This window comes from Leifsonia sp. KNZ12-8B, assembly GCF_056755495.1.
Map to the genome: position 1 here is coordinate 37,789 of NZ_JBPGXM010000008.1, position 22,264 is coordinate 60,052.

Consider the following 22,264-nt stretch of genomic DNA (forward strand, 5'->3'; position numbering starts at 1 on the left):
CCTCCGGTCGTCGAAGGACGATGCTGGCAGCCCTGGCCGTCGCTGTCATCGCGACGCTGAGCGTGACGGGTCTCGCTGCGCCGGCGCAGGCATGGTCGAAACCCGCCCCTGACCTTGGAACGCCCGTCCCTGGTGCCAGTTCTACCGATGTGGCTTCGAGTCCGAAGACTCTTAGATCAGAAACACCGTCCGCCGGATCACTGCACACCGGAACATACAAGACCGAGCTTCCGCTCTCCGGTGCCTCATCGAAGGCCACAAAAAAGGCGAGCCGCTTCGGCGCCTGGGTGCCGGTAGGTGACACCGGGATCAGCGTCGCACGCGCGGCGACGAGTGCCACAAAGGCGAAGTCGCATGACGCCGCCTCTTCAGTTGCTGTGTCGGTGCTGAACGCCGCGGGCTTGAAGAAGCATGGCCTTCACGGGCTCGTGCTCTCCATCGTCCGGACCGACAAGAGCAGCGTGACGTCTCCCTTAGCGGTCAAGGTCCCCACCAAGGTGCTCGATCAGGTCTATGGCGCCGACTACGCGTCACGCATCCGGTGGGTGCAGGCGCCTTCGGCGGCGACGAATACGGCAGCGGACGTCTCCAAGAAGGCTACGGCGGTCTCATCGTCCATTCAGCCCGGAGAGACCGTGGTGACCCCGACGGTCTCCACGAAGGCCATGTTGCTGGTCGCGACCGCCACGCCGACCTCGTCCACCGGAACGGGCGATTTCGCCGCGACGCCGCTGAACGCGTCGACCATGTGGGATGTCTCTGCGCAGACCGGTGACTTCTCGTGGTCGTATCCGCTGCGGACGCCGCCGGCGTCGGCGGGTCCGCAGCCGTCGCTGTCGCTCAACTACGACTCGCAGTCGGTCGACGGTGAGACGTCCTCCACGAACAACCAGACCTCATCCATCGGCGAGGGCTGGAGTCTCGGCGGCGGCGGCTTCATCGAGCGCAACTACGTGCCGTGCGCCGTCGACAACGGCGCCACCGGACCGATCGCAGGATCCGGTGACCTCTGCTGGAAGGCGGACAACGCCACACTCTCCCTCGGCGGTCACGCCGGCCAGCTCATCCAGATCGGCACGTCGGGGGAGTGGCGCCTTCAGTCCGACGACGGAACCCGCATTCAGCATGTCGCCGGCTCCCCGAACTGCACCTCCAACGGCACCTACGACAGCGACTGCTGGGTGGTCACGACCACCAACGGCACGCGCTACTTCTTCGGGTCGCGTTCTGCGTCGCAGTCGGCGTGGACGGTGCCAGTCTTCGGCAATGATCCGGGCGAGCCGTGCCACGACAGCGATTGGTGCATGCAGGGCTGGCGATGGAACCTCGACGAGGTGATCGACGTCCATGACAACGCCGAGGTCTTCTACTACAACGCGCAGAACAACATCTACTCGCGCTCCGGGACGACGGCCACCATGTACGTACGCGGAGGAGAGCTCGACCACATCGACTACGGCATGACCGCGGCGAACGTCGCTGTCGCCAAGGCGGCGTCCGCCACTGTCAGCTTCGGGTACGACGCCTACGGTCGATGCAACGACACCACGCACGCCAACTGCACCACGGAGCCGACAACCGGATTCGCGACGACACCAGCGCACGCCGCGAACTACACCGACGTCCCCTACGACCAGAACTGCACCAGCGGGAGCTGTGCCACCCTCCTGTCGCCCACTTTCTGGACCAACTCGATGCTGAACACCGTGACGACTACGTCATGGTCGGCCGGGACCGCGACGAAGGTCGACGTCTGGACACTCGGGCACTCCTTCCCCGACCCTCAGGACGGTGGCGCCGCTTCCCTGTGGCTGACCAAGATCGACCACACCGGATACGCGGGAGCGACGGCCGTCAGTGAACCGCCAACAGTTTTCCTGGGCGGCACGAAGCAGAACCGTGTCTGGGTGGTGGACGGGCTCGCTCCGTTGAACAAGTACCGGCTCACAGGTATCCGCAACAGCCTTGGTGGCATGACGACGGTCACGTACTCAAGCCCGCAGTGCACTCCTGAGCAGGCGCCGACCATCGAAGCGAATCCGTGGGCAAACAATGCCTACTGCTTCCCGCAGACCTGGGTTCCGCCGCAGAACCAGCCGCGAACGGACCTGTTCCACAAGTACGTGGTGGCGAGTGTGGCCGCTGACCCGGTCAACAAGACGTTGAACGACGATGTCCAGGTCACCAGCTATAGCTATGGGACGCCCGGGTGGCGGTATGAGACATCGCCGCTCGTCCCGGACAAGGAACGGACCTGGTCCCGCTTCGCCGGCTTCGATACGGTGTCCGTCAAGGTCGGGGATCCGGCGTCTCCAACCACGCAGAAGCGAACCGACTACACCTTCTATCAGGGTCTCGATAAGGACCGTGCGAATGCTTCTGGCGGGCAGAAGAGCGTCGTGGTCGCCGGCACCTCGGCCGTGGCGGACTCGCTCTGGTTCGCGGGCAAGGTGTACGACACCAAGGTCTTCAACGGGGCGGCGGGGGCCGTGATCTCCGACACGGTCTCGACGCCGTGGGTGTCCCCGTCTGCCACCGCGACCGACCCGTTCGGGTCTGCCTATCTGACCGGTGACGGTGTCGTCTCGGTGACCACGCCCACAAGCAGCGGCGCCAATCACACGACCACCACGACGACCACAACCACGCACGAGACCGTGTTCGGCTTCCCCGTATCCGTCGACGTGCAGCACAGCGATGGGGCCACACCCAGCTGCACGACGACCGCGTACACGCCACCCAACCGAGCGGCTTGGCTGATCGGGCTTCCCACGGACGTCACCACGGTGAGCGCGACGTGCGCAGCGACGCCGTCCCTGCCTGCCGATCTGGTCTCCGAGACACAGACCCTCTACGACGGAGCGACGTCGACGAGCGCCATGCCCACGATCGGCGACGTGACGGAAACCGATGTCGCGACCGGTTATGCCTCCGGTACGCCGCAATTCGTGCGCACGGCGACGAACACCTACGACAGCATGGGCCGACTGCTTACGGTGATCGACGGCCAGGACCATAAAACCGTCACCGCATACACGCCCGCAGCGGGTGCCGCAGAGCCGGGCTCGTTGACGGCTCAGACGGTGACGAACGCGACCGCTCCGGTGGCGTGGGCCACCACAACGAAGTTCAACCCGGCGTGGGGCGCCATCACCTCCGTGTCGGATCAGAACGCGAAAGTCACAACTGCGACCTATGATGCGCTGGGCCGGCGGACCGCGGTCTGGCTGCCCGGCAACGACCAGGCGACACACGCCGCAGACCCGAACACGGCCTACACGTACTCCCTGTCGCAGACGGTGCAGTCATCGATCGCGACCACCTCCCTGAAGGCGACGACCAAGGTCACCTCCTATGACATCTACGACGGGCTGGGCCAGCTGCTTCAGTCGCAGGAGAACGCTGCAGGCAGCGGCGCTGTCATCACTGAGCACGGGTACGACTCGCTCGGCCAGGCAAACCTCGTTTACAACCCGTACTGGACGCTGTCCGTCTCGCCCTCGTCGAAGCTGTTCGTTCCCGCCAGCGCCGGCAACATCCCCTCCACCACCGCCACCACGTTCGACGGCGCCGGTCGGGTGACGGCGGTGATCACACGTTCCGTCGGCGCGGAGAGGTTCCGCACCACCACGGCGTACCCGTACACCGACCAGACCAACGTCACACCCCCGGCGGGCGGGACGCCGACATCAACGTTCACGAACTCGCTCGGCCAGAAGACGCGGCTCGTGCAGTACCAGGCTGCCGCTATCTCGGGCTCGGCGCCGACAATCACGACCACCTACGGCTACGACAACAGGGGCAACCTCGCCTCCATGCAGGACCAGTCGCACAACAGCTGGACCTGGACCTACGACCTCCTCGGCCACCAGGTCGCGGCGACGGATCCTGACACCGGGTCCTCGAGCAGCACCTACGACCTCGCCGGTGACGTCCTGACCAGCACAGATGGCCGCGGGCAGACCCTTGCGTACACCTACGACACCCTCAACCGGAAGACGGCGGTCTACTCCGGATCGACGGCAGGCCCACTGCTCTCCAAGTGGACCTATGACACCGTCACTGGTGCCAAGGGCCAGCTCGCCTCGTCGATCAGCTACCAAGGTTCGACCCCCAGCGCGCCAGGGGCTGCCTACACCGACGCCATCACGGGCTACGACAGCGCGTATCAGCCGACCGGCGAGACCATCAGCATCCCCGCAGGCGCGCCCGCGTTCGCGAACACCAGCTACGCCTACGCGATGACGTACAACCGCGACGAGACGCTGAAGACCCGCGCCATCCCGGCGATGGGCGGCCTCGCCGCGGAACGAATCGGGTATAGCTACGACGCCAACGGACGCCCCTACGACACATTCGGGACAGACGACTACGGATCCGTTCTCTACTCCTCCATCGGCCAGGTCGCACAGATCGACCGCGGACTGTATATGGAGGTCATCAGCGGCTCCTCGTACGATGCGGCCACCGGCGCACTCGTCAGCAAGACCGAGACCGAGAACAACAACGGCACCTTCACCAAGCCGGCAACCCTCACTTACACGAGGAACGCTGCAGGCAATGTCACATCGTTGAAGAACGTGGGCGTCTCCAGCACCGACACGCAGTGCTTCGTCTACGACTACCTCGAAAACCTCACCGAGGCGTGGACACCGGCGAACAACACGTGCAGTTCGACAGCCCCGGCGGCAACTGTCGCGCTCGGTGGTGGGGCACCTTACTGGACCAGTTACGGCGTCGATGACATCACCGGGAACCGGACAAAGACGGTCGCGCACCCCACCGTCTCCGGGGGTGCGACGACCACCAGCACGTACACGTACCCCGCGGCCGGCAGTGCTCATCCGCACGCTGTTACCTCGGTTACCAAGACGGGTGGAGCGACCGGGACGGGCTCGTACGGGTACGACGCGGCGGGGAACACCACCGTTCGCCCGGGGCAGACGCTGACGTGGTCGCCGCAAGGCAAGCTCGCGACCGTCGTGGCGAATGCCAAGACCCAGTCGAATGTCTACTCGGCCGATGGGTCCTTGCTCCTCCAAACGGATCCGACGAACGGGTCGACACTTTTCATCGGTGAGACCCAGCTGCACGTTGCAGCAGGGGCAACGGTTGCTTCCGCGGTCCGCGACTACATGGTTGCCGGATCCGTGACTGCGGAACGTGTGACGAAGGCTGGCGTGGCAGGGTCCGTGCTCTACTACACGCTCACGGACGCGAATAATACGGTCTACGCGGAGATCAACGTCACGAGCGGTGCGGTGACCCGTAGGTACGTCGACCCGTTCGGGAACGCACGAGGCGCAGTTCCGGCGTGGTCCAGCGGCAACGGGTACCTCAACAAGCCAGTCGACTCGTTTGACGGGCTGACTCAGCTCGGAGCGCGTGGATACGACCCTGTGCTCGGCCACTTCGTATCGGTGGATGCGGTGTTCTCGGCGGAGAACCCGCAACAGAACAACGGCTACAGTTACTCTGCCAACAACCCCATCAGCGCAAGCGATCCGAGCGGGGACTGTTACAACAAGGGTTCTGACTCGCTCGACTTCCACACCAACTGTGTTAAGTCGTCGGGCAGTGCAGCAGGAAATGGCGCTGGCGTAGTAGCAGACGGAGGCGGCCCTTCCGCTGAAGGCGAATCGAGCTCCGATTACACCCCGCCGCCGCCCGGCAACAACGATTCTGCATCGTCACCGCAGCAAAGCAAGACCAAGAACCCAGACCAGCGAACGCAGGCGAATCAGATGACGTGGCTTTTACTGGCGGCGTTTATCACTGGAAAAGGGCCGCGCCGCTACACGTTCGGTCCCGACTCTGCCTTTGGAAAGGAATTCATCCAAGGTGATCGAGTCAAACACGTCGAGGCTTTGATCGCTGAGCAGGTCAAAGGGGGGAACCTCTCGGGCACCTCGACATCCCATGCGACCGTGGGAGACTTTATGGGGGATATTGTCGTCGCTGGCAGCCAGGGAGCTGTTGGAAACTTGGCGGAGACCTTCATCGGGACCTTCAGCTACGAATATCGGGTCACCGGTCGCGATAGTGAAAATCGACCGATCGTCTCAATTCATGCGTGGAATGAAACAACCAGCGAGTCCGCGACGCGAGTCCCGGGAACGGGGATCAGCTTGGAAGGAGGGCTTGACATCATGATGCTCGAGCACGGATTGTTCCTCCCAGTCCGGCAGGACATCCGGTGGACGGAGGTGGTGCCAGAGTGATGCAGGAAGGAAATCGCCGCCGACGTTCGACGATCGGCTGGACCATCGGGATCGTGGTCTTCATCCTCCTCGGTCTAGGCGTGGCCTACTACGTCCGCGTGAACCTCCCGGTCGAACTCTCGCGGTCTGATGTCGTTGGGACCTGGATAGATGCGAGCGGTGGACCAGGGGTTGCTGTCTTCCGCGAGGATGGAACTGCTTCGATCCGTGATATCCCTGGCGGGTACCCGCCAACGGGGCAAGGTAAGTGGTACCTAAGAGAATTTCAAGGCCCAATCGTCGATATACAGATCGCCAGTAGCGGATTCCACTTCAGTTCGAAATGGGACAACTTTCGTACGGTCCTCGTTACGTACTCCGGTGATCCTGACAGCCCGAGTAGTGAACACAAGTTCATCCGCGAGAGCGACAAAGCAAAGTAGCGCTCACACTTCTACGCGTGCCGGTGATGCGCTGTTCATCGACAATCTGAAAAGAGCCTGAAATGGATTCGACGACCGCGTCAGAGAGCATCGCACCCTGGCCAACTTCCTGCTGGAGGAGAGCTATGTCTTGGATTTCCAACTCCATCCAGGTCGGCTGGTGTTCGTGGTCGATTTCGCTCTCGACCGCAGTCATCCCGAGTACCAAGAACCGGCCGCAGGTAAGGCATACAACTTCACGCGGGGCCAACTTGTTTTCGGTGGTCTCGGAAGCTGCAATTGGGAATCAACAAACGGCACCCCGACCCGCGGTCCGGATGGCACGCCTGACTGGGACGCTTTCGATTCGGTCCGCCGGACCCGGCCCGGCTCGAACGGGCAGCCACCCTCGCCGACTGCGGGTAGGACGCACCCTTACCGGGTAGATGCGCCTTGGGCGGGTTCGTCGAACACAATAGCTGAGGCCCTGTCATGGTCACTGAAGGTCGTCGCCGCGCCCGGTCAGGCTGGAGAGCAGGTTGCCGGCGCGGAGGGCCGGAACGAGAACCGGTCATAGTTATCCGGGTCGCCGAGATAGTTGAAAAGGCTCACCCCGCCGAAGTCCTCACCTACGTCCAGCCAGTTGCTGAATGCGACGTGCGGTTGCGTGCCTAGTGGGTCGCGGTTCTCGGCGTCGAAGTCCGGGTACCGTCGCTGAAGTCGACTCGCACGTTCGAGTTGGCCGTGGTGGCAAGCCACGTCTCCAGCACCGACGGCACTTCGCACGCTCGGAAGGTTCCGTCGCTGTCACGACGAGGACCGCGCGCTGGCCTTCCGGCCCCGGCTCGCTCTGCCAGGCACGAGCCAGCGCATCATCCGGAATCGGCACGGCGCAGGCCAGTGAGCCCGATGGTTGCGGCGGCAAGCACGCCCGCTGCCAGCAGGACGCGGAATCGGCCCATGCTCGAATCGTCGCACACCAGCATGCCTCGTCGCCTTTCCTGTCTCGAACGGCTCCTTCCGCGACGTGCCGCGCCCGTAGGCTCGTTCCATGTTGCTGACTGAAATGCCCCGGCGTCGGCTCGGTGTTCGTGAGTCCAAGAGTGCGTTGCGTTTTGGAAAGGCAGACCCAGCGAAGCCGTTCTCGGCGCGTCTCCTGTTCCTGAAGGGCAAGCCGGCTTTCGAGCTATCGCTGTGGTGTGGCAGCTGTCCTTTCCTGTTTCAGAGGAAGGAAGGCGCAAACGACACGTTCTCCGCCGAGCAGGAGCGACTGAGCATGCTGGGAAGGCCGCTCTCCAGCGTGAGCGATCAGGTCATCGAAGCGTTCAGCCCGTTGCTTCCCCGCGGAGACTACTTGCCGCTTCTGCTTGAACTGCGGCCGCAACTGGTCGCACCCAACGACGAACGAGACTACTTCACGCACGAGCAGGTCGACACGTGGGGTATCGATCCGTTCTGGGGGATGCCGGAGAACCCGCGGAGCTTCTACTACCGGACCTTCGAGACACGAGTCTCGTCCGATGCGCACCTCTTTGAGTTCGTCGTTCCGATGGTTCCCCAGGATGGAACGACCGGAAGCGTGTAGCTCACTACGCGGAGCTCCTGCGGGGCGGCATCACGCCGACGGCCGTTGCGTTGTCGACCCTGGATGTATGCCAGCCGGCGATGGACGGTATGTCCACGGACTACTACGGGCACTGGGGTCTTACCCACTTCCTCCTCGACGGGCACCACAAGATGGAGGCCGCTGCCGAGGCTGGGCTGCCGGTTCAGTTGCTGGCGTTGGTGAGCGTCGACAACAGTCTCGCCAGCGCAGACGACATCGCCCGGATCCCGCAGTTGCTCACGCAGGCAGAGGAGCGGAGACCGCTTCGCCCAGCAGAGGCTTGAGCGACAGAGATCGGGACGGCTTTCACGCGATGATGGAAAGAACGCACGCGACCGACCAGCAGGTCAGAACTCTTCTACTGGGGATCCTTGCCCAGGTCCATTTTGACGGACGCGACGAACTTGTCATTCAAGCTCGTGGCCTCTGCGTCGTCGGCGGCCCGGTCACGATGTTGGAGTTGTGCACGGACGAACAAAGCCCGAGGTCCGGCTGCGGAGACGGACCGGCCCCAGTTGAAGCACTGGTTCACGAAGCGAGTGGAAACACCGTGGGCGAGCTACTCATCTGGGTAAGTAACGGATGGCTGACTGGGCTGGAGTATGCGTGGTGGACGGATGAGGTGCCGGATCACTTGCCTCCGCTCCATCGGGTTGAGGTGACTCAGCCGCGCGACAGCTAGACCGCGACATGCAGTGGTACGGCCTCAATCGCGGCGACGAAACGCGCGCTACCTCACGTAAACGGCTCGTGCTCGCCCAGTTGCCGAATCGACACCACCCAGGTCGTCGACCGGCGCGTGTACGCCACATCTGGGCCGCCTAGGCTCTCAATGTCGAACACCGCGGGCCGCTCGTACTACGGCGACCGGCGGGTACCCGTTCATGATCCAGCTTGTCGGCTACCACATCTGGCGCAAAGCCCCGAGTGACCCCATCGGGATGGGTGCAGTGACGGAAGGAGTCGCAGCGGCACGCAAACGCCTCGGAGCGATGGTCCACGAAACCGCTCTTGCTGACCTCTCCGACGTGGATCGCAGCTATCTCGTCGCCATGAGTCACGACGACGGCCCGTCGCGCACGTCTGACATCGCGAAGCGACTTGGCGTCGACTTGAAGTACGCATCTGTGTATCGCGGGAGACTAATCGAAGCGAGAATGATCTCCGCCACGAAACACGGGGAAGTGGATTTCGCATTGCCGTTCCTGCGCGAGTACTTGAGGGATCACGCGGCACACCTCGCCTCCCGACCAATACAGGACCAGAGCCGGAGCGTCGAAGTCAAAAAGGTCTAAAGCACTCTAAAAGCGGGGCCCTCGTTCGGCGAGCGCGCTCGCGGTCGCGACTCGCGTCCACGTCAAGCGGACCGACGGTGAGGTCGTCGAGTGCGAGGGCCTCATGGCGACCCCGGAGAGACACCGCGACGACGGTCGAGGGCACGCGTGAGCTCGACTCGCTCTAGGGCAATCGTTTAGATGCCTGTACCTTCGTCCATGCAGGCGAACAGGACCGTTTGAAGCGGCCCCGGCAACTGACCATCACTCTTACGGTATGGGGACTATCGCGCCGAGGTCTGGCACGTGCCATTCGAGCTCAGGGACTAAGCGGATACCGGAGGGACCGCGTCCTGACGGGCGAGCGCGGCGAAACCGTCCGGGGGATTATTTTCCCGGTCCCAGGGGATTCTCAAGAACTGCACCCAGGCCAGCGCTGGGCCGCAGGGGACCTTAGATGGGCCCGCACGTGCTGATGCTCGCGCTTCTCATCTTGATGCGCTTCAAAGAGGCTCGAATTGTGCTGGCGTCGTCGCTGTAATCTACGTGCTTGTCGCGATTGCAACCGCCAGCCCGTCTTCGATAGCGTCATCGACGGTGATCCTGATTTCATGGGTCAGTCGTCGTGTGAACACGACGTCCGGGCCAGCCTGAGGCGACCCTGAGATTCCTGTGGGTCGACGCCTAGGCGGCCACATACTGCGACGGCTGTGGGAATTCCCGAACAGCCTGCCTGGCGGGGCCGTGCCACCGAGTCTTGGCGGAGGCAACCAGGGCGTGTTGGAAAAACACTGGCCCGGTATGGGATCAACAAGCCGCTAATCTGAGGGCACTAATCGAGCAGGGGAAGCGATGAGACTCCGAACGCTACCTAGGCGACCGGTTCTCTGGTCCGTCGCAGCCGCAGCGGTTTTCTCTCTCACCTGTTACATCTGTTTTGCGATAGGAACCTCTATCGCCTGGGGGGACACGGCGTTTCTCGGCTGATGTGGTCAGCGAGTCTGGCTCGATCACCTATCTGACGGCCCGGGTTGGCGGGGATTCGATCGTGCTTTCCACACCGATCGGCGACCCTGACGATGGTGATTTCTTCGTCTTCACGAAGAGATGAGCGGCTATTCGCCGGACCCGGCCTGGCTCGAACGGGCAGCCACCGTCGCCAACTGCGCCGCGCGGGGAAGCCTGGCGGAAATCGCGGTTGCGGGAGTGCCGCCCGGATGCGAGTATTACCGAACGATCGGTAAGGAATTGGGCGCCTCTCAGCTGATGCGCCGATCCTTCGGCGGGTGAGGATGGCGATGTCCGACGCGTTCCTGACGAGCGGGGTCCGGCCCCTGGTGCGCTCATGAGCGCCGAGCCGGTGCGGCCGGTACGCTCGATGATGCAGCGCGATCGCGCCTCTGCGGCCCTGGGCATGGTGGTCGAGAAGGACGAGCCCGGCGAGTCGATCGTCAGTATGCGGGTGCGCGACGACATGACGAACGGCTTCGCCATCACGCACGGCGGCCTCGTGTTCGCGCTCGCCGACACCGCGTTCGCGATCGCGTGCAACGAGGACGAGCGCGTGACCGTGGCGGCCGGAGCCGACATCACCTTCCTCAAGTCGACCCGAGCCGGTCAAACGCTCAGGGCGCACGCCGTGCGCCGCAGCCTGGTCGGCCGCACCGGCGTCTACGACGTCACCGTGACCGACGAGAGCAGCGAGGTGGTCGCGGAGTTCCGCGGCCGCTCGCTCATCACCAATCGTGACGCCGGAGACGCCCGCGACGCCATCGACTGAATCAGGTGCTCGGCGGGAGCGGTACAAGCTCATCGACCGCTCCGGCGTGGAAGCCTGGGGGTCCACGCCCGGCGGCCGTACGCGATTGCGGGCATGGCATCGATCGCAGGGTTCGGGCTCTGGAAGCAGCCCGCTGCTGGACCGTGCGGCGTTCGCTGCGACTCGTGGAGATTCACGAGCGGCAGCGCCCCCTCGGCGTTCGCAGCAGACGCTGCCGAGAGATTCAGTTGGCGAGGTGCTCCTGGAAAAAGGAGTCCAGGGTCTCGACTGCTTCGTCGACGTACTTCGGCTCGTCGTACATCTCGTAGTGGCCAGCCCCTTCGACGACGTGGAAGTTCTTGGCATTGGGCGCTTTTTCCCAGAGCGCGAGCCCGTCGGAGTAGGAGAACGTGGTACCGAGCCGGCCGCCGACGATGACCTGGAGCGGCTGGGTGAGGAGTTCGTCGACGAGGTTGAAGGCGTCATAGCCGAGGATCATGGCGTCGCTGGTGAAGTAGCGGCGGTTGGTGGAGTTCTCGTTGTATCCGCGCGGGGTCCGGTAGAACCGCACCGCCTGGAGCGTGTCGACGTCGGTGATGCCGAAGGCCGCCGCCTGGTCCTCGGTGTCGGGGATCCATATGTTGCGGTCGACATCCTCGCCGGTGGCTGCCGCCGTGCGCTTAGCGCCCACGGCGTCGATCATCGCGATCGCGGAACCCTTCAAGGAGGTGTCGGCTTGGCGGAATGCACGCCCGATATTGACGGGCACGACCGTTCCGAGCGCCTTGATCCGATGGTCGGTCATGGTCGCGCTGACCGCGTAGCCACCACCGGCGCAAATGCCGAGAGCTCCGATCTGGGAGTTATCGACGTACGGAAGCGTCGTGAGGTAATCGACGGCGAACCGGATGTCGTCTACCCGTGCGGCCGGGTTCTCGAGGTCGCGCGGGTGCCCACCACTTTGGCCCTGGAAGCCCGGATCGAAGGCGAGCGCGACGTAGCCCCGGTCAGCGAGGCTTCGGCCGTAGTTGGCACCGATTTGCTCCTTGACGCTGCTCCCCGGGGTGGAGATGACGATCGCAGGATATGTGCGGTCCTCGCTGAAACCATCCGGCAGGTGCAACTGGCCAGCGAGGTCGAAGGTGTCGTTGGAGAACGTCACGTCGTGAGTTGAAGACACGTTGATCGGGTCCTTTCAGGAAGAACGCGGGCAGCCACTAGGCTTGTTCCAGACGCAGTAAGTACAGATGACACTTTGTTCTATATGGAACTAGTACGAAACTGTATCACCTCGGGAAGGAGGTCGCTTGCCCACGTCGAACGCTGCGCGAATCTGGTCGCTCAATCACCAGGTGCTCACCCGCGTCATGAACGATTGCGCCCCGGATATCGAGGCTCTTGGGTTGGAGGCGAAGGAGTTCTTTGTGCTCGGAGAAGTCGACGACTGCCGGTACCCCGCGGAGCTGGCTGTTCGTCTCGCCCTCCCCAAACCGAGCGTGACCGTGTACCTGAAGAACCTCGAAGCCAAGGGCTTCGTCCGCCGGGAGATCGATCCCGCCGACCTCCGACGGCACCGCCTGGCTGTCACGCCGGAAGGTGTGAAGACCCTCGACAAGGCGCTCGAAGTCCTCTCCGCCAAATTCGAGGAATGGCTCGTGCGCCTCGACACCGACGAGCAAACGGAACTTCAGCGGCTGCTGGCAAAACTGCTCAACTAGTCGCGTTTCCCGAGCTACGTGCCGCAAGTGCTCGTGAGGAACGTCGGAGTTGCACCTGGCGCGTCCGAGGGTCGATCGCCTCTCGCGCAGCGTGGTTGACGATTCGGCCGGAGACAGCGGCTGCGATCGTGGATGCAACTGGTGGAGCTGACATCCCTGCGACCTGGGGGATTCTTAGCCACCACGGATGGGTACTGGCTGGCTGCGCCGGGCCCGCTCACCGACCCCCCGTCGACTCCCGGACGACCAGCTGTGCCTCTGTCTCGGGTCCGGCCTCGGGCTCTGGATCACGCTCGAGCCGCGGAACGGTCGGAAGACCTCCTTCCTCTCGGCGACCCATTACGATCACGCAGATGGCCGGTTGACCATGGCCCGGCAGCTCAATGGCGACGAAACGGCCGGCGGCACGCTGATTCCGTTCCCACCCCCGGCTCCACCCTGCTGCCCGGCCGCGCGATCCCCGCCCGCATCCCCGAGGCCGCCGTGACCCGGAGTAAGCACGGAACCTGAGCGCAGCAATTGAAGAAGTACGATGGACCGCTGGTCAGCAAGCGGAGAGCAGATGTCTACATACGAAAGTGAACTCCGAACGTCGACGCGGGTGGGGACGCTCCCTCGGATTGATTTGTTTTCCCGAGAAGACTCGATTCTCGACGATTGGGCGATCGCTGACGTTCGGGACGTTGTATACCGAAACCGCGTGGGGTTGATAATTTTCGATGGCGAGTTCGAGGCATACAAGTCCGCCCTAATCGTCGCGGACGGTGTGGAACAGTTGAACACTCGCGTGCGGCCCGCTCGCGACCTATGGAACTGGACCGTCGGAAGCAAGACGATCGAACAGTCCGAGCGTCGCGTACGTGCCGCATTCACCGGCCACCGGACCGAAGTGATGATCGAGTGCGCGCGCTTGGAGATCCGATTCGGAACGTCGTCTACCAGCCGGGTCGATGTCCCACCGCCCGACTATGGCTTCGATTCCGACGAGGAGTTGTGGAGAAAGATGCCCACCTGGCAATCCGACTTCGTGCCCAGCAGAGTCGACTACATCGGCGGCACGAACGCTTAGTGGCTGATTCGGTTTCCTCCGGCACTTCAAGATCTGCGCGGACCGTCATCGAACCCGAGGGGAAGGAGGGCCCTGCACATGGCAGTTCCAGCTAGAGGACGAGCGGCACTCGCTATCTCGTTCTCAATTGCGTTGCTCTTGGGCGGGTGCACGTTGTGGGATAGTCCGGAAACGCCAATGCCCACGAGCAAGTCAGAGGGCCGGAACAAGAACCGGTTGTCCCTATGACGGCGTCAGAACTGCGCATGCGATGGGATACCTCGGAGGGGCGGAGCCTCGCATCCGAGACGTCCGCGTGGCTTCACGGGCAGGCTCGTCGGCGCCCGGGTGGACTGGATGTTGTCGACGGTCGCGTGGACCTTCGCGGGTTCCCGATGCACCACCTGGACAGTCGTCACCCCTCCGGTAGCCGGGGTGACGTGACAGGTGTGAGGTGGACATCGCTCGATTTTCGTGGCGCGAGGTTGGACCACATGCGCTGGTTCTCACTCGAGGTCGAGGACTGCGTGTTCGACGGTGCGTCGCTTGACCAGCTACGGGTGTGGGAATCATCCATGTCGGACTCATCCTTCGAGCGGGCTGACCTTTCGCGAGCCGCGATTGGGACCGGCTCGAAGTACCGGCGCAACCTGTGGCGAGGTGTGACTTTCTGCAAGGCCAACATGCGCGATGCCACTATTCACAATGCTGATCTCATCGATGTCGACTTCAGCGACGCGAAACTGAGAGGTACTTCGTTCCGTCACGCCAAGTTGGAGAGGGTGCGTTTCGCCGGGTCGATGCGTGATGTGCTGTTCGAGAACCGAGACTTCGACGAGCCGGGCGCTGTCGGGTTTCCTATGAAGTCTGTTGACTTCCGGGACGCAGAGTTCTTCGACGTGGAGTTTCGCGGTTCGCGTTTCGAGTCCGTTCAGTTTCCGACATCACAAGAACATCTTGTCGTCCCGCACTTCCCCGTGACGGCGCTGTACGTGTTGGAGCGGATCGCTGGGGACGACACACCTGCCGCTCGCGGTCTCAGGGCCATCCTCGTGAACGACCTCCGTCGTCCCGGTGATGAAGACTCCACCGGCATCTTCACCCGTGAGGACCTCGTCCGCTGGGAGGATGAATCCTTCGCTGATTTCGTGCTCGATCATTTTCGGCAAGCCGCGCTGGCCTTGCGGAGCTGAACGAGTGCGTGACTCATGGAGCTTCTCGGGGACGATTCAGTGGTGACGATGAAGGCTCATCGACGCGGAAGCTTCTTGGTGCTGCTTGTTGTATCGGTCCTCATGATCAGTGGTTGTGCCGGCAAGGTAGAAGCGTCTGAGATCGTGGGTACGTGGGTTCATTCCGGCCCGCGGGGGACAGAAGCAGAACTCGAACTTCTCTCCGACGGCGAAGTCTCAGGACGAGATATACCCCGCGTCGTTCTCTTCGGTGGCAGGCGACTCGACTGGACGCGCGTCTACGACGTCAAGGGAACGTGGGAACTGCGAAGCGACGACGAGCTGTGGGTCGATATCGATCAAACGATTGATGGTGATGTGGTCAGCGAGTCTGGCTCGATCACCTATCTGACGGCCCGCGGTGGCGCGGATTCGATCGTGCTTTCCACACCGATCGGCGACCCTGACGATGATGACTTCTTCGTCTTCACGAAGAGATGAGCGGCTCTTCGTCGCGCAGAGGATGCTCTGTCGTGCAGGAACGACCGGCGAAGGAAGCGCGGTCTCCGACCGTGCCCGCAGCAACCGTGAGACCGCCGGACCCGGCCCGGCTCGAACGGGCAGCCACCCTCGCCGACTGCGGGTAGGGCGCACCCTTACCGGGTAGATGCGCCCTGGGCGGGTTCGCAGAACAGAATAGCCAAGCTCGCCATCGGGAGCCTGAGCGCACTCATCAGCGCCGAGACGATGGGCTACCCTGCCACCGTGAGCGTCACCACGGGCTCCGCGGGACCGATCCATTGGACCTCAGCCGGGTCCGGCCGGCCGATGGTGGTTCTGCACGGCCTCGGTGGCGACATCGGCTTCTGGGCGCGGGAGATCGAGGAGTGGTCCGCGCGGTTCCGGGTCGTCGCGATCGATCTGCGCGGGTCGGGTTCGACGCCCGGCACCGGTCGGTCGTTCACCATCGCGGATCTTGCCGATGACCTCCTCGCCGTGCTCGACGCAGCGGGAATCGACCGGGCGGACCTTGTCGGCTTCTCGACGGGTGGCATGGTGGCTCAGGAGTTCGCGTTGCGGCATCCGGGCCGGCTCGAGCGGCTCGTGCTGGTCTCCACGGCCGCGCGCCTGCAGCGGCGGACCGAGCTGTTCCTCGATGCGCTGCTCGCGGCGTACGAAGTGCACCGCTCCGGCAAGCTCACCTACGACCTTCTCGCGCCCTGGCTGTACTCGCCCCGCTTCATCGACGACCCGGGCAACGCGCCGTATTTCGCCTCGGCCGAGGAGCAGGAACGGACGCAGTCCGTGGAGGAGTGGGGAGCGCTCTACCGTGCGGTGCGGGCCTTCGACGCCCGGTCGCGGGTCCGCGGCATCGCGGCGCCCACGCTCGTCATCTCGGGAGAGGTGGACGCCCTCATCCCCGCCGCAGACGGCCATGCGCTCGCGGGCGCCATCCCGGGAGCCGGAGGCGTCGTCCTGGCCGGCGCCGGCCACGTGCTGAACGCGGAGGAACCGCGACGCTTCCGCGACGAGGTCGTGGCCTTCCTGACGCTGGACCGATAACGGTCGCGTTCTGTCTAGCAGTTGCATTCTTCTGTCGAAAAGAGACAGAATGGGCGGGATCGGCATTCGCCACCGTCCAGGAGAGAGTGAGCAACGATGCTTCTCGAGAGAGACCTCATCCAGTCCGTCGGCTTCCGCAACGTGCGTGAGGGCGACCGGGTCATCGGGTTCCAGCTGCGGCTGCGGATGCCGAACTATCGCGGCTTGGCCGCGTCGCTCATCGACGGCGTCTCGGTCAGGGTCGGCGACCTCGTCGACGTGCCGGCCGACGTCCCGCTCTGGACCTTCGGCGACCGCACGTACACGCTGCAGCAGCTGTGGGACAGCGACGGCGTCCGGTGGCAGCTCGAAGACGCGGCCGTGATCACCGTGCCGTTCGAGGGCGGCCTGCCCCAGGGTGTGCACGAGGTCTCCATCGAGCTGCGGCTGCGCATGTCGTACATCCCCGAGGAGCACCAGCCGTCGGTCTTCCGGTTCACCAAGCACGTGACGCTGTCGCCCGACGGCGGTGGCGAGCCCTTCAAGTACGGCGTCTCGCTCTACAGCTTCATGACCGACTACGGCACGGTCATGGACCTGGAGACCGCTCTGCGCGCGGTGGCCGATGTCGGCGCGACGGGCGTGGAGATCCTGGGGGAGGGGCACGTCGAGAACTATCCGGAGCCGTCTGCGCAGTGGATCGACACGTGGTTCGCGCTGCTCGAGAAGTACGCGCTGGAGCCCACGAACTACGGGTCGTGGATCGACACGCGGCTGCACTCCAGTGGGGCCGACGCTCGCGCGATGACGGCGCTGGAGGGCGCAGAGAAGCTGCAGGGCGACCTCCGGCTCGCCAGCCGGCTCGGCTTCCGGTACGTCCGGCCGAAGATCGGCGTCGTCTCCAGCGACCTCATCCCGGACCCGATCTGGACCGAGGCCGTGGAGCGCTCGCTCGACCTCGCCGCCGAGCTCGATGTGATCATCTGCCCGGAGATCCACTCGCCGACGCCGATCAAGCACCCGGTCGTGGACGACTACATCGCTCTGATCGAGCGCACGGGCACGAAGCACTTCGGCCTCCTGATCGACACCGGTATCTTCCAGGACCGCCCGATCCCGCTGCGCGAGGGCGAGACCAGGGAGACGCGGCCGCCGTTCCTCGACGGCATCGGCGTCGACCCGGAGGACTTCAAGGACATCGTGCAGTACGTGGTGTTCATCCAGGCCAAGTTCCACGACATCGACGAGAACCTCGAGGATCAGCAGATCCCGTGGCGTCCCGTCCTGAAAGCGCTGAAGGAGTCGGGCTACACCGGCTACCTCTCGAGCGAATACGAGGGGGAACGCGAGCCGTGGCGCTCCATCGAACAGGTGCGCCGCCAGCACTCCCTCATCCGCACCATCGCCGACTCGCTCGGCTGAACCACCCACTCAGGAGACACCATGCCCAACGGACTCATCGACGACGCCGCCCTCCGGGTGCACCCGGACGGGTTCGCGCTCGCCCTCACCATCCCCTGGTACCGCAGCCTCTGGCTCTCGTCGGTCACGACGATCGGGCTCACGGTCGACGGCACCCCGGTGCCGGAGGAGGACCTCTCCTTCGAGCTGGACGGCGTGCGCTACGCCATCGCCGAGCTGAAGGAGCAGGCGGAGACGCTCTGGTACCTCCAGGCGCACCCGCTCCTCATCGTCCGCCGCGATCCGGCCGTCGAGCTGGGCGAGACGCACGAGGTGGAGATCCACGGCGAGCTCCGCCTGCCGTACATGCAGATCAAGCCGGGCGAGGACGGCGGCCCGGGGATGTACGTCCCGAACGTCGTGCACCAGACGCTCACGCTGACCGCGACCGATCGGGACGCGGAGCCGCCGGTGCTCGAGACCGGGCTCGTGCCGCCTCCGCCGGCCGCCGAGGAGGACCCGTTCAAGCTGGGCCTCACCCTGTACTCGGCCAGCGCCGAGTTCCGCGCCGGCTGGTTCGACTTCGACGGCCTGCTCGACCGCGTCGCCGAGCTGGGCATCGGCCCGGGCATCGAGATCGTCGCCTCGCAGGTGCTGCCGACCTACCCGGTGGTCTCCGACGAGTTCGTCTCGACCTGGCGGGCGGCCTTCGACCGGCACGGCTTCGACGCCAGCTCGTTCGGCGCCAACCTCGACATGGGCCGCCGCCGCGAGCGCGACATGACCCCGGACGAGGAGTTCGAGTTCAGCGAGACGCTCTTCCGCGGGGCGAAGAAGCTCGGCTTTCCGCTCGTGCGCATCCAGAGCGCCAAGCCGGAGCTGCTGCGCCGCCTCCTCCCGATCGCCGAAGAGCTGGAGCTCAAGCTCGCGTACGAGATCCACGCGCCGCTCGGCCCCAACTCGCCCGAGATCATGAAGGTGCGCGATGTCTACGCCGAGCTCGACTCGCCGCTGCTCGGCTTCGTGGCCGACTTCTCGTCGACGATGCACAGCATGTCGCCCACGTTGCTGCGGGCCGTCCGCCGCGCGGGTCTCGACGACGCGGCGATCGACCGGCTGCAGGCGATCTGGGCGACCGACGCCTCGATGCGCGAGCGGCAGGAGGAGTTCATCGGCTACCTCAAAGGCCGCGACTTCGACCCGGGCCGCCTCGGCTCGTTCGCGCACCTCGCGTTCAACATGCACGGCCACATCCCGCCGACCGAGTGGGCGGACATCATGCCGCAGATCCTGCACGTGCACGCGAAGTTCTACGACATCGACGAGAACGGCCAGGAGCCGGCCATCGACTACCCGGAGCTCGTGCGGGTCTTCGTCGAGGGCGGCTACCGCGGCTACTGGTCGAGCGAGTGGGAGGGCCACGCCTTCGCCGAGATCGGCGAGGTCGACCCGCTGGTGCTCGTGCGCAAGCAGCACGACCTCATCCGCAGCAGCATGCGCGCGGCCGTCGGCGCAGCGGTCTGAGCCGCCAGCTCCGTCAGACGGAGCCGTCCCGGGTGGTGGCGTGAACGCCCTCCTCCACCACCCGGCCGGCCTCCTCGAACAGGCCGCGCATCCACGCGTGCTCCGGGTCCTGGTTGTGCACGGGGTGCCACCAGAGCGCGTTGGAGAGCGGGGTCGGCTCGAACGGGAAGCGCACGACCCGCACGCCTCCGACTGCGAGCACGGCCGGTGCCAGCGACGCCTGCACCAGTCCGATCCTCCGGCTGCCGGCGACGAAGTGCGCGACGGCCAGGAAGCTCTCCACGACCACCTCGATGCGGGGCTCCACGCCGAGCTGCTGCACCTGACGCGCGGCCGAGGTGTACGCCGAGCGGGACTGGTAGGTCATCACCCAGGGCAGCTGCGACATCGCCTCCATGGTCAGCTCGTCGTCGTCGACGGCGTCATTGGTGTCGGCGACGATCGCGATCCACTCGTCGTGCCAGAGGTCCTGGAACGGCAGATCGGTGATGTGCCCGTGCGGGATGACCATGCCGTCGACCGAGCGCAGGCGCGTCGCCGCATCCTCCACGATGGCGGGGTTGTGCAGCATGAATCGGAAGCGCACGCCGGGAGCGCGTTCCGCCGCCAGCTGGCTGACGATGCGGCCGATGGTCACGAAGCCGTAGTCCGACCCGTAGATCGAGAACTCCCTGGTGGACTCGGTGGGCGCCCAGGTGGCCTGGCTCTCGAAGACCCGGCGCGCGGCCTCGAGAGCGGTGGTCGTGTGATCGGTGAGCCGGATCGCGAAGGGCGTCAACTCGTACGTGTTGCCCCGCCGGGCCAGGATCGGGTCGTTGAAGTGCGTACGCAGCCGCGAGAGGGACGCGCTGAGCGCGGGCTGGCTGAGATGCAGCCGTTCCGCTGCCCGGGTGACGCTGCGCTCGGTGAGGAGCGCGTCGAGCGACACGAGCAGGTTGAGGTCGAGGCGGTAGAGCGGTGACTGATCGGACACGTCGATGTGACCTTTCGGGGAGGCAGCCGGTGATGCCTCACAGTATCAGGCTGGCCGATGATCGCGGCTCTTCTCATAGCTGACCGTGATGCGGGATGCGAACGGCCCGTGGCCGGCGAACCGCGGTCACAGTTATGTCTGGCATTGGAAACCCTTATGTGCGTTTGTGACACAACTGCGTGATACTGGTGCCCAAGCGACGTCGCTTACCCGACGAGTCGCCGACAACGAAGTCAGAAAGGCTCAACATGACACAGCACCGTCGCTCTCGCGTCGCCCGAGCGGGCCTGGTGGCCTTCGCGACCGCGGGAGCTCTCGTCCTCGCCGGATGCTCCGGCTCCGGCGGCAGCAGCACGTCCGGCTCCCAGAGCTTCTCCCTCTCGTACGCCGTCACGAACAGCGCCATCACGGCGCCGTACAAGGCGCTCGCCGAGGCGTACATGAAGGAGAACCCCGATGTGAAGATCACGTACAACGAGGTCCCCAACGACAGCTACGGCCAGACGCTGACCACGCAGCTCAACGCCGGGAACTCCTCCGACGTGTTCCAGGCCGCCCCCGGTGTCGGCCAGACCTACAGCATCCTCACCCTGGCGAAGGCCGGGCTGCTCGAGCCGCTGAGCGACTCCGCCACGAAGGTCATCCCGGAGGGATCCGACGACCAGTTCATCGTGGACGGCAAGACCTACGGCTCCGCCCTCGGCATGACCTTCGTCGGATCGGTGAGCAACGAGACCACCACGAAGTCGGCCGGCGTCACCTACCCGACGACGTGGGACGACCTGATCTCCACCTGCAAGGAGCTCGCGAACAAGGGCAAGTCCCTCTACGCCCTCGCCGGCTCCGCTCCGCCCAACACCGGCCTGATGGCCCTCAGCATCTCGGCGACCCGCGTGTACGCCGAGAACCCGGAGTGGAACAAGGACCGCGCCGACGACAAGACCACCTTCGCCGGCACGCAGGGCTGGAAGGACACCCTCCAGGACATCATCGCCATGAACAAGGCGGGCTGCTTCCAGCAGGGCGTGGAGGGCGCCGGCTTCGACGCCATCACCAACGGCCTCCTGCAGGGCACCTCGCTCGCCGCGTTCATCCCCAGCGGCTCGACGGCCGACCTGAAGCAGAACGCGAAGGACCAGGACTTCCTCGTGCAGCCGATCCCGGCGGCGTCCGGCGGCAAGGCCTACGGCATCGCGGGAGCCGACTACGCGGTGTCCATCGCGAAGAACAGCAAGAACATGGACGCGGCCAAGAAGTTCGTCGAGTGGACCGCCACCGAGAAGGGCCAATCGACGTTCGCGGAGGCCGGCGGCGGCATGCCCCCGACGTCGAGCGACTACTCCGGCACCGTCTTCGCCCCGGTCTCCGACATCGTCAAGGACAAGTCCTACGTCCCGCTGCCCAACTCGTCCTGGCCGAACTCGTCGGTCTACGACGCCCTCGGCGCCGGCGTGCAGGGCCTCCTCACCGGGCAGAAGACCGTCGACGACGTGCTGAAGTCGATGGACACCGCCTGGGACCAGTGATCCACCGGCCCCCCCGGCCCCCCCCCGCCGGCCGCGCGGGGCCCCCCCCCCGCCGCCCCCCCCCGCGCGAACACCGCCACCCACACAGCCCCCCCCCCC

General features: G+C 64.8%; 17 protein-coding genes. 15 read left to right on the forward strand and 2 right to left on the reverse strand.

The window, feature by feature from the left end; translation table 11 throughout:
- The first annotated feature begins 20 nt into the window (after positions 1-20).
- From ACR9ZG_RS02355 to paaI, 6 genes are all read left to right on the forward strand, one after another.
- Positions 21-6,221 (forward strand): RHS repeat-associated core domain-containing protein, encoded by a 6,201-nt coding sequence (locus tag ACR9ZG_RS02355; RefSeq protein WP_481283215.1) that lies wholly within the window; start codon positions 21-23, stop codon positions 6,219-6,221.
- Between the two features lie 53 nt (positions 6,222-6,274).
- The gene (locus tag ACR9ZG_RS02360; protein WP_481283216.1) at positions 6,275-6,643 is read left to right on the forward strand and encodes a hypothetical protein; all 369 of its coding nucleotides are present in this window, start codon (positions 6,275-6,277) and stop codon (positions 6,641-6,643) included.
- A gap of 1,030 nt (positions 6,644-7,673) precedes the next feature.
- Positions 7,674-8,207: a hypothetical protein gene (locus ACR9ZG_RS02365; RefSeq protein ID WP_481283217.1), complete on the forward strand. Its 534-nt coding sequence runs from the start codon at positions 7,674-7,676 to the stop codon at positions 8,205-8,207.
- Between the two features lie 89 nt (positions 8,208-8,296).
- Complete coding sequence (locus ACR9ZG_RS02370) at positions 8,297-8,512, forward strand: hypothetical protein (protein WP_481283218.1); 216 nt, start codon at positions 8,297-8,299, stop codon at positions 8,510-8,512.
- Between the two features lie 600 nt (positions 8,513-9,112).
- Positions 9,113-9,523 carry a helix-turn-helix domain-containing protein gene (locus tag ACR9ZG_RS02375; RefSeq protein WP_481283219.1) on the forward strand — a complete coding sequence of 137 codons (411 nt, stop codon included), beginning with the start codon at positions 9,113-9,115 and terminating at the stop codon, positions 9,521-9,523.
- A gap of 1,324 nt (positions 9,524-10,847) precedes the next feature.
- Positions 10,848-11,282, forward strand: a complete 435-nt coding sequence (paaI, locus tag ACR9ZG_RS02380) for a hydroxyphenylacetyl-CoA thioesterase PaaI (protein WP_481283220.1) — start codon at positions 10,848-10,850, stop codon at positions 11,280-11,282.
- Positions 11,283-11,505: 223 nt separating this feature from the next.
- On the opposite strand, the gene ACR9ZG_RS02385 is transcribed toward paaI, so the two are convergent.
- Positions 11,506-12,423, reverse strand: coding sequence for an alpha/beta hydrolase (locus ACR9ZG_RS02385; RefSeq protein WP_481283221.1), 918 nt, complete (start codon positions 12,421-12,423; stop codon positions 11,506-11,508).
- Positions 12,424-12,568: 145 nt separating this feature from the next.
- On the opposite strand from ACR9ZG_RS02385, the gene ACR9ZG_RS02390 reads away from it, so the two are divergent.
- The 8 genes from ACR9ZG_RS02390 (at position 12,569) to ACR9ZG_RS02425 (ending at position 19,666) form a co-directional block, all read left to right on the forward strand.
- Positions 12,569-12,979: a MarR family winged helix-turn-helix transcriptional regulator gene (locus tag ACR9ZG_RS02390; protein WP_481283222.1), complete on the forward strand. Its 411-nt coding sequence runs from the start codon at positions 12,569-12,571 to the stop codon at positions 12,977-12,979.
- 187 nt (positions 12,980-13,166) lie between these two features.
- Positions 13,167-13,466, forward strand: coding sequence for a DUF5597 domain-containing protein (locus ACR9ZG_RS02395; RefSeq protein ID WP_481283223.1), 300 nt, complete (start codon positions 13,167-13,169; stop codon positions 13,464-13,466).
- Positions 13,467-13,511: 45 nt separating this feature from the next.
- Positions 13,512-14,048, forward strand: a complete 537-nt coding sequence (locus ACR9ZG_RS02400) for a hypothetical protein (RefSeq protein WP_481283224.1) — start codon at positions 13,512-13,514, stop codon at positions 14,046-14,048.
- 473 nt (positions 14,049-14,521) lie between these two features.
- A complete protein-coding gene (locus ACR9ZG_RS02405; RefSeq protein WP_481283225.1) occupies positions 14,522-15,220 on the forward strand; it encodes a pentapeptide repeat-containing protein in 699 nt (232 codons plus the stop codon).
- A gap of 42 nt (positions 15,221-15,262) precedes the next feature.
- On the forward strand, positions 15,263-15,700 hold the full coding sequence (locus tag ACR9ZG_RS02410) for a hypothetical protein (protein ID WP_481283226.1): 438 nt from the start codon (positions 15,263-15,265) through the stop codon (positions 15,698-15,700).
- A gap of 264 nt (positions 15,701-15,964) precedes the next feature.
- On the forward strand, positions 15,965-16,762 hold the full coding sequence (locus ACR9ZG_RS02415; protein WP_481283227.1) for an alpha/beta fold hydrolase: 798 nt from the start codon (positions 15,965-15,967) through the stop codon (positions 16,760-16,762).
- 96 nt (positions 16,763-16,858) lie between these two features.
- Positions 16,859-18,163, forward strand: a complete 1,305-nt coding sequence (locus ACR9ZG_RS02420; protein WP_481283228.1) for a C-glycoside deglycosidase beta subunit domain-containing protein — start codon at positions 16,859-16,861, stop codon at positions 18,161-18,163.
- A gap of 21 nt (positions 18,164-18,184) precedes the next feature.
- Complete coding sequence (locus tag ACR9ZG_RS02425) at positions 18,185-19,666, forward strand: C-glycoside deglycosidase beta subunit domain-containing protein (protein ID WP_481283229.1); 1,482 nt, start codon at positions 18,185-18,187, stop codon at positions 19,664-19,666.
- Between the two features lie 13 nt (positions 19,667-19,679).
- Here ACR9ZG_RS02425 and ACR9ZG_RS02430 read toward each other — a convergent pair whose 3' ends face one another.
- Entirely contained in the window at positions 19,680-20,639 is a 960-nt protein-coding gene (locus ACR9ZG_RS02430) for a LysR family transcriptional regulator (RefSeq protein ID WP_481283230.1), read from the reverse strand.
- A gap of 248 nt (positions 20,640-20,887) precedes the next feature.
- Between ACR9ZG_RS02430 and ACR9ZG_RS02435 the strand changes: the two genes are divergently transcribed.
- Complete coding sequence (locus ACR9ZG_RS02435) at positions 20,888-22,165, forward strand: ABC transporter substrate-binding protein (protein ID WP_481283231.1); 1,278 nt, start codon at positions 20,888-20,890, stop codon at positions 22,163-22,165.
- Positions 22,166-22,264 lie beyond the last annotated feature (99 nt).